Consider the following 7699-nt stretch of genomic DNA (forward strand, 5'->3'; position numbering starts at 1 on the left):
GTTTCCTCATGCTAAATCGATTACGATTATTTGTGATAATGCGACTTACTATCGCGCTAAAGCCGTTAAAGAGCATATAAAAGATTCACGAATAAAATTGCTATTTATTCCGGCGTGTTCGCCTAATCTTAATTTAATTGAACGGCTTTGGAAATTTTTCAAGAAACAAATTCTTTATAATAAGTATTATTCTTGTTTTGGAATGGATGAAGAGGCTTGTCGTGATTTTTTCCAAAATCTTGACCGGGTTGCTGTGCAATTGCGAACTTTGTTAACCGAAAAGTTTGAAATCATCCGTCATTATTAAAACGGACGAAAATTGGTATTTATTGAGTATAGTTGAATACCCATTCAAGTCTGGGTTACATTTATACTCCCATCATCACCTCACCTCACTGCGATTATTGTAATGACACTGCACATGATAACACTCACTGATAAACAACACCGCTGGCTGAGACAACAAGCGCATCCATTAAAACCGGTGGTCATTTTGGGGCAAAACGGCCTCACGCCGGCGGTATTAAAAGAAATCAACGGCGCTCTGACCGCGCATGAGTTGATTAAAATCCGTATTAACGCGGCTGACCGCGATGACCGCGACGGCGTGGCAGTTTTAATTGCCGAGCGTAATCAGGCAGTTTTAATACAACGCATTGGCAATGTCGCCTGTTATTACCGCGCTAATCCCAAACGGCGCCAGCCACTCGTATTGCCGGCAATTTAATAGGCGCTGATTTGCTGTTCCCACGCGGGCGCATGGGAACGATCAATTTGCCCCGTCATTCAACGCGCAAATAGCGCATCATAACGGCGCTGCATGACATATCCAATGAACACGCTTAATGGCAGCGCCACTGCTAGTAAATAACCGACCTGCGCCCAACCGTTGTCGGGATAATACACGGCAATGGCGCCTTTGAAAATGAGGCGGTGGCACAGATATAAACCGAAGCTGCTGTAGGCAAATAAATTGATGGTGGGGGTGTGGAGATGACGAGCGATTGGATCGGCAATTAAAAATAGAATCAAGGCGCTCGTGATGACCAACGGCCACCGGAATAAGACGCCAACGAGTGACGGTTCATAGCCAACTAAACTCAAGCTCCATGTCATGAATAGCACTGCGCCTAATAACGCGGCGGGTTTTTGGCGGAGCCACTGTGCAATCAGCGGGTGTTGCCGGTAGAGAATGCCTAAGACAAATACGGGAAAATACAGCAGCAAGCGCCAGTCAATCGGGTTAATCACAAAATGATAGCTAATGATGAGCAGGGCAATGACCGCGCTGATGAATGCGGTTTTGCCAAGTTGCGGCGCCGCGTGAATTAACAGCGGGGCGATTAAATAAAACAGCATAATCATGGTGATAAACCACAGCGTCGGCATGGCGGGCGGACTGAGCATTGATATTAATAATAAACCATCTGTCACCTGTTCCAGAGTTGCCAGACCAAATAGCCCAAATAGAATTAACGTGAGCGCGTACAGTGGATAAATCCGCAGCAGGCGTTTTTGGTAAAATGACCAGAGTTCGCCGATGTGTAATTGAATGGATTGCCGCGCTAATAACCAGCCTGAACAGAAGACAAATGTGGCTAATGCGGCGTATTTAAACGCTTCCGTCACGCTATTGGCGTACCCCGGTAACGCGGTGGTGTAGGGAATTAAATGCCAATAACCGACAACATATAAAATGCAAAGGGCGCGCAATAAATCAATGCCAAGATCGCGTTGATTGGCGGCGCGGGCGGGTGATGTGTGGGTAGTCATAGTGAATCAATCGCTGGTGAGTGGATAAAAAATATGGCGGTGGGGCATTGACACGCACAATCAAGATGAAGCGCCATGCCCGAGCGCGTTACTATGCGCACTGTTCACGCCCGGCAACCCTAACCGCTACTGAGGATCGTTACATGGCCAATTTGGGAAACTCGGACAACTTGGAACCGCTCGCGTCCAAGTTCTCCGCTGCCCGTGTCATCCTGAGCAACTGGCTGCGCATCGCAGGTCAGTATATCGCCCACTACGCCGTCATCATCGCTCGCAACACTTGGATCGTTTTAACGCGCCTGCCGATTGCAGTATTCAGCTTTATCAAAGCATTGGCGAGTGCTGACTACGCGGATTTATTGCGCACGCTATACGCTGACAATATTTCCACGATCAACGCCCTGCCATCAGTCACCTCGGCCGCGCTCCAGCCGTCAAGTTTGCAGCAATCCCAACCCGACTCGGCGTTACTGCTGCTGGGGTTATTGCAAAAGGAGGGGCGGTTTGTGGATTTTTTACAAGAAGACATCACCAACTACGCCGATCAAGACATAGGTGCTGCCGCCCGCGTGGTGCATCAGGGTTGTCAGCGCGTTCTGCGCCAGCACTTGGAAATCCAACCCGTGTTCGATCAACCCGAGGGCAGCCCAATTACGCTCGAACGCGGCTTTGATCCGGCCGTGGTGCGCCCCACCGGTCAGGTGGTCGGTGATCCGCCCTTTCACGGTGCGCTGGTGCATCGCGGGTGGCGGGCAACGGCCGTCCATTTACCCCAGGTCGCGGTCAGCCGAGATTTGCACGTCTTGGCGGCCGCTGAGGTTGAGTTATGACGCATTCGACTGACGCTCCGCCGACTCCGCTGTTACCCAAAAAGCGCGGCGGCGGCAATCAACCCAAATTTGCGGTTGGCATTGATTTAGGCACGACGCACTGTGCGCTGGCATTTGTTGAATCAGCGCGCTGCAAAGGCGAGGACATTCCGCAGCAGCAATTGTTGATTCCGCAATTGACCGCTCCCGGCACGGTTGAGCCGCGGCCGATGCTGCCGTCATTTTTGTATTTGCCGCATCCTGATGAGTTCAACGCCGGTGATTTATCGCTGCCGTGGCCGTCGGATCCGCGCCAAATTATCGGTGAACTGGCCCGCAAACAGGGTGCGAGTACGCCCATTCGGCTGGTGGCCAGCGCCAAAAGCTGGTTGTGCCACCCGGACGTGGATCGCAAAGCACCAATTTTGCCGCCGGAAGTGCCGGAAGATGTGCCACAAATTTCGCCATTTGACGCCAGCGTCGCCTATCTAGCGCATGTGCGCGACACCTGGAATGGTCAGCATCCCTACGATCCGCTCGATCAGCAGGAGGTGACGGTCACGGTGCCGGCGTCCTTTGATCCGGCCGCCCGCGAGTTGACCGCCGAAGCCGCCCGTGCGGTGGGCATTGAACATCTGGTGCTGTTGGAGGAGCCGCAGGCGGCGCTCTACAACTGGGTCAACGATAGCGGCGGGCGCTGGCGGCACGAGGTCAAGGTTGGCGACATCATTCTGGTGGTGGACGTCGGCGGCGGCACGACGGATTTGTCGCTGATCGCGGTGACCGAACATGCTGGCGCGTTGGAATTGACGCGGGTGGCGGTGGGCGATCACATCCTGTTGGGTGGCGACAACATGGATTTAACCCTCGCGCATCTGGTACGGCAAAAGTTGAAACGGCAGGGCGTGGACTTGGATCGCTGGCAATTGCAGGCGCTGACGCACGGTTGTCGGCAAGCCAAAGAGGCGCTGCTGGCGGATGCGCAGTTGGAGAGTTTGCCGGTGATTGTGCCGAGTCGCGGCGCAAAATTGGTCGGCGGCAGTATTCGTACCGAGTTGACGCGGGCGGAAGTCACGACCACGTTGATCGAGGGATTTTTTCCCGAGGTGGCGGCGTCAGCGCGGCCAACCGAGCGGGCGCGGGCGGCGCTGACCAAAGTCGGGTTGCCATTTGCCCAAGACCCGGGCATTACCCGCCATTTAGCCGCATTTTTGGGACGGCAAGCGGGTGCCACCGGTGATTTGGAGGGGTTTGTCGAGCAGGTGCATTGGGCGACGTTTTTGCACCCGACCGCCGTGCTGTTCAACGGTGGGGTGTTTAACGCCGGTATTTTGCGCGAGCGGGTGTTACACGTTATCAACCAGTGGTTGGCGGCGGAAGATGCCCCACCCGCTCGGCTGCTCGGGGCGACTAATTTGGATTTGGCAGTCGCCCGCGGGGCGGCGTTTTACGCGCACGTTCGGCGGCATGGCGGGGTGCGGATTCGCGGCGGCACGTCGCATTCGTATTACGTCGGCATTGAACGCGCCATGCCCGCCGTGCCGGGGATTGAACCGGAACTCAACGCGCTGTGCCTCGTGCCATTTGGGTTGGAGGAGGGGTCAGAACCGATTGCCCCGCCACAGGAATTTGGCTTGATCGTGGGCGAGCCGGTGCGCTTCCGTTTCTTTGGCTCAAGTGTGCGGCGCGAGGATCGCGTCGGTGATTTGCTGGAGGAATGGAATAGCGACGAGTTGCTGGAATTGGACGAAATTCACACCTGTTTACCGGCTGATCGCCGCAAGAAAGGCGAAGTGGTGCCGGTGCGCTTGCAGGCGGCGGTGTCGGAGGTCGGCAATTTGGAATTAATCGCAATTCCATTGACTGGCGAGGCGGCCGAATGGAAAGTCGGGTTTAATACTCGCGGCGTGACGAATTGAGCGTAATAGATAATCTAATATAAAACGCTCATTAAAATAAGTGATTGATCGTTCCCGCGTAGGCAGGAATCCAGTAGCACCACACTCTGGTTTCCCACTGGCGCGGGAATGACAATTGTTCTAAACAAAAAACTTAACCGCCCGATACGCGCCAGCGTGGGAACACTTATTAAGTTTATCGCCATGCCTTCTGATGCAATTGCCACTGTATTAGTGCAATTACCCGAACAGCCCGGCGTCTATCGCTTCCTCGCGGCGGATAATCAACTGCTTTACATTGGCAAAGCGAAAAACTTAAAACGCCGCGTCAGTTCTTATTTCACCCGTTCATTAAACCACCGCCTGCAAACCATGATTGCCCGCGTGGTGGATATTCACATCACCGTCACGCGCACCGAGGGCGAGGCGTTATTATTAGAAAATGATTTAATCAAAACCCACCAGCCGCGCTTTAATGTGTTATTGCGCGATGATAAAAGCTACCCGTTTATTTATCTAAGCAGCCAAGATCAATTCCCGCGTTTAGCCTTTTATCGCGGCGCTCGCAATGCAAAAGGTGAATACTTCGGCCCCTATCCGAGCAGTCAAGCGGTGCGCGACACGCTGCGTTTATTACAATTGTTATTTCCCGTGCGCCACTGTCATGACGCCATGTTTCGCCATCGTTCCCGCCCCTGTTTGCAATATCAAATCCACCGCTGCCGCGCCCCGTGCGTCGGTTTTATTAGCGCCGAAGAATACGCGCAAGATGTTTTGCACACGCGGCAATTTCTCACCGGTCACGCGCAAACCATTATTCAATTATTCACTGACAACATGGAGCGGGCGGCGGCGGCATTGAAATATGAACAGGCGGCGCTGTGGCGGGATCGCATCGCGCTCTTGACAAAAATGCAACAGCGGCAATTCGTGACACAGGGGCGCGGCGGTGATGATTTTGACCTGCTCGCCTGCGTCCAAGCCGGCGGACACAGTTGCGTCGAGGTGGTGATGATGCGCGGCGGGCGGCAGTTGGGCAACGCGGCGCATTTCCCGCAAGTGCCGCCCGACACGCCGCCGGCCGCCGTGTTATCGGCATTTATGGCGCAGTTTTACGCTAACCGCCCCGCGCCGTTCGGGCTGCCGCCGCTGTTACTGGTTAACATCGCCCCGACCGAGCGAGCGTTTTTGCAAGCCGCGCTCAGTCAACGCGCCAGCCGTGCCGTCAAGATTCACCACCCGCAGCGCGGCGCGGCGGTGCAGTGGCTGCGGTTAGCAATTGACAACGCGAATTTAGCGTTAAATCAACATCTTGCCACGCGAGCGGATTATCAACAGCGGCTGACGGCGCTGCGTGACCTGCTGGGATTGGCGACCGTGCCGACGCGATTGGAGTGTTTTGACATCAGCCACACCGCCGGCGAGCTGACCGTCGCCGCCTGTGTCGTATTTGATACAGCCGGCCCGCGGCCGAGTGCCTACCGCCGTTTTAATTTGGATAATTTAGATCAAGCCGATTTCACCCCGGGCGACGATTACGCCGCGCTGGCGCAGGCGGTGACGCGCCACTACCGCCGCGCACTGCAACCGGTGAATGCCGCGCCGCTGCCGGACGTGTTATTGGTGGACGGCGGCCGCGGGCAATTGCGCACCGTTGCCGAGGCCGTGACGGCGCTGGGCGTGACTCTGCCGTGCATCGTCGCCGTCGCCAAAGGGGCGGCGCGCAAAGTGGGTGAGGAAACGCTGTGGCGCTGGGGTGACGCGCAACCGCTGGCGACCTTGCCCAACTCGCCTGCGCTGCATTTGATTCAACACCTCCGCGACGAGGCGCATCGTTTCGCCATCACCGGTCATCGCGCCCGGCGCAGCAAAGCGCGGCAGGCGTCAGCGTTGGATAACATCCCCGGCATTGGGGCGAAACGGCGGCGGCAATTGCTGACCGCATTTGGTGGACTGCGTGGATTGCACAGCGCCAGCGTCGCTGATTTGGCTCGCGTGGCGGGGATCGGTTCACGGTTAGCACAACAGTTGTATTATGCGCTCCATCCAACGGACTCCTGATCGCAGCGGCCGCTAAACCGGCGGTGTGTCTCATGTCAACCACAACCTTACCCTTTGATTTATCAGTCTATTTTGTCACTGATCCGCAGTTATGCGGCTCGCGTGGCATCGTTGCAACAGTCGCAGCGGCCGTGCGCGGCGGTGTGACAATGGTGCAACTACGCGACAAATCCGCCAGTGACGCGGACTTGATCGCGCTCGGGCGGCAGGTGCAAACAGTGCTAACCAATCACCCCGCCGTGCAATTGATCGTCAACGACCGTGTGGCGGTGGCGCAGGCGCTCGGCGTTGGCGTGCATTTGGGTCAAGCCGACGGCGGCGTGGCGGCAGCGCGAGCGGTGCTGGGGGCGCACGCGGTGATCGGGCAATCCATTGATAACCTTGCACAAATACCGGCCGTTGATCTGGAGAACACCGATTATCTCGGCGTCGGGCCGGTGTTTGCTACCACCACTAAACGCGATCACGCCGCGCCACTGGGTTTGGCGGGATTAGCGAAATTGCGCGCCGCCAGCCCGCTGCCGATGGTGGCGATTGGTGGGTTAAATGCGCAACACGCGGCGGCGGTGCGGGCGGCGGGGGTGGAGGGGATCGCGGTGGTGGCGGCGCTTTGCACCGCGCCCGATCCCGAGGCGACAGCGCGGCAGTTGTGGCAAGCCATGAATGGCGTCACCAATAAAACGCCGATTTAACTTACACGCACATGGCAATAAGCACGCACTCTGAGTTCTGAGTGAAGATCACCCGTAATCAACTGACGCGCCAATCAATATAGACCCATTAAAGTAGGCGCGAGTGATGGTTAATCATACAGTGTCAAATAATCCACACATCAAAAACGACGTTGTTCTCATTGTTGATGATTTTCAAAACATGCGCAGCACCTTGCGGCAAATGTTATTGTCACTGGAATATCACGACATCACCCCGGTCGCTACCGGTGAAGAAGCGTTAATTAAACTGCGCAATCGCCATTATGACATCGTGCTATGTGATTATAATTTGGGCGACGGGATTGATGGCCAGCAAGTATTAGATCAAGCCCGCACCGAAGGGACGGTTGATTTGTCCACCGTGTTTATTATGGTCACGGCCGAAAATACCAATGAAATGGTCATGGGCGCATTAGAAAGTACGCCTGATGCGTATTTGTCTAAA

The 7699-nt window shown here is 55.5% G+C and carries 8 protein-coding genes; 7 read left to right on the forward strand and 1 reads right to left on the reverse strand.

What is annotated here, in order from left to right; all coding sequences use genetic code 11:
• Together HUK38_RS14070 and yhbY are read left to right on the forward strand one after the other, a co-directional pair.
• The coding region (locus HUK38_RS14070; RefSeq protein WP_182584960.1) for a transposase at positions 1 to 307 on the forward strand (307 nt) is incomplete at its 5' end.
• A gap of 114 nt (positions 308 to 421) precedes the next feature.
• Complete coding sequence (gene yhbY / locus HUK38_RS14075; RefSeq protein WP_194374902.1) at positions 422 to 727, forward strand: ribosome assembly RNA-binding protein YhbY; 306 nt, start codon at positions 422 to 424, stop codon at positions 725 to 727.
• A gap of 59 nt (positions 728 to 786) precedes the next feature.
• Here yhbY and HUK38_RS14080 read toward each other — a convergent pair whose 3' ends face one another.
• The gene (locus tag HUK38_RS14080) at positions 787 to 1773 is read right to left on the reverse strand and encodes an acyltransferase family protein (protein WP_182584961.1); all 987 of its coding nucleotides are present in this window, start codon (positions 1771 to 1773) and stop codon (positions 787 to 789) included.
• A gap of 65 nt (positions 1774 to 1838) precedes the next feature.
• On the opposite strand from HUK38_RS14080, the gene HUK38_RS14085 reads away from it, so the two are divergent.
• From HUK38_RS14085 to HUK38_RS14105, 5 genes are all read left to right on the forward strand, one after another.
• Positions 1839 to 2603 carry a DUF2760 domain-containing protein gene (locus tag HUK38_RS14085; RefSeq protein ID WP_238787687.1) on the forward strand — a complete coding sequence of 255 codons (765 nt, stop codon included), beginning with the start codon at positions 1839 to 1841 and terminating at the stop codon, positions 2601 to 2603.
• Positions 2600 to 4501 (forward strand): Hsp70 family protein, encoded by a 1902-nt coding sequence (locus HUK38_RS14090; protein ID WP_182584962.1) that lies wholly within the window; start codon positions 2600 to 2602, stop codon positions 4499 to 4501. Before HUK38_RS14085 ends, HUK38_RS14090 begins: the two co-directional genes overlap by 4 nt.
• Before the next feature lie 183 nt (positions 4502 to 4684).
• Positions 4685 to 6541, forward strand: coding sequence for an excinuclease ABC subunit UvrC (gene uvrC, locus HUK38_RS14095; protein WP_182584963.1), 1857 nt, complete (start codon positions 4685 to 4687; stop codon positions 6539 to 6541).
• 32 nt (positions 6542 to 6573) lie between these two features.
• Entirely contained in the window at positions 6574 to 7233 is a 660-nt protein-coding gene (gene thiE / locus HUK38_RS14100; RefSeq protein WP_182584964.1) for a thiamine phosphate synthase, read from the forward strand.
• Positions 7234 to 7339: 106 nt separating this feature from the next.
• Positions 7340 to 7699: response regulator (locus HUK38_RS14105; RefSeq protein ID WP_182584965.1), on the forward strand; the 360-nt coding region annotated here is incomplete at its 3' end.

Source organism: Thiospirillum jenense, from assembly GCF_014145225.1.
Lineage (GTDB): Bacteria > Pseudomonadota > Gammaproteobacteria > Chromatiales > Chromatiaceae > Thiospirillum > Thiospirillum jenense.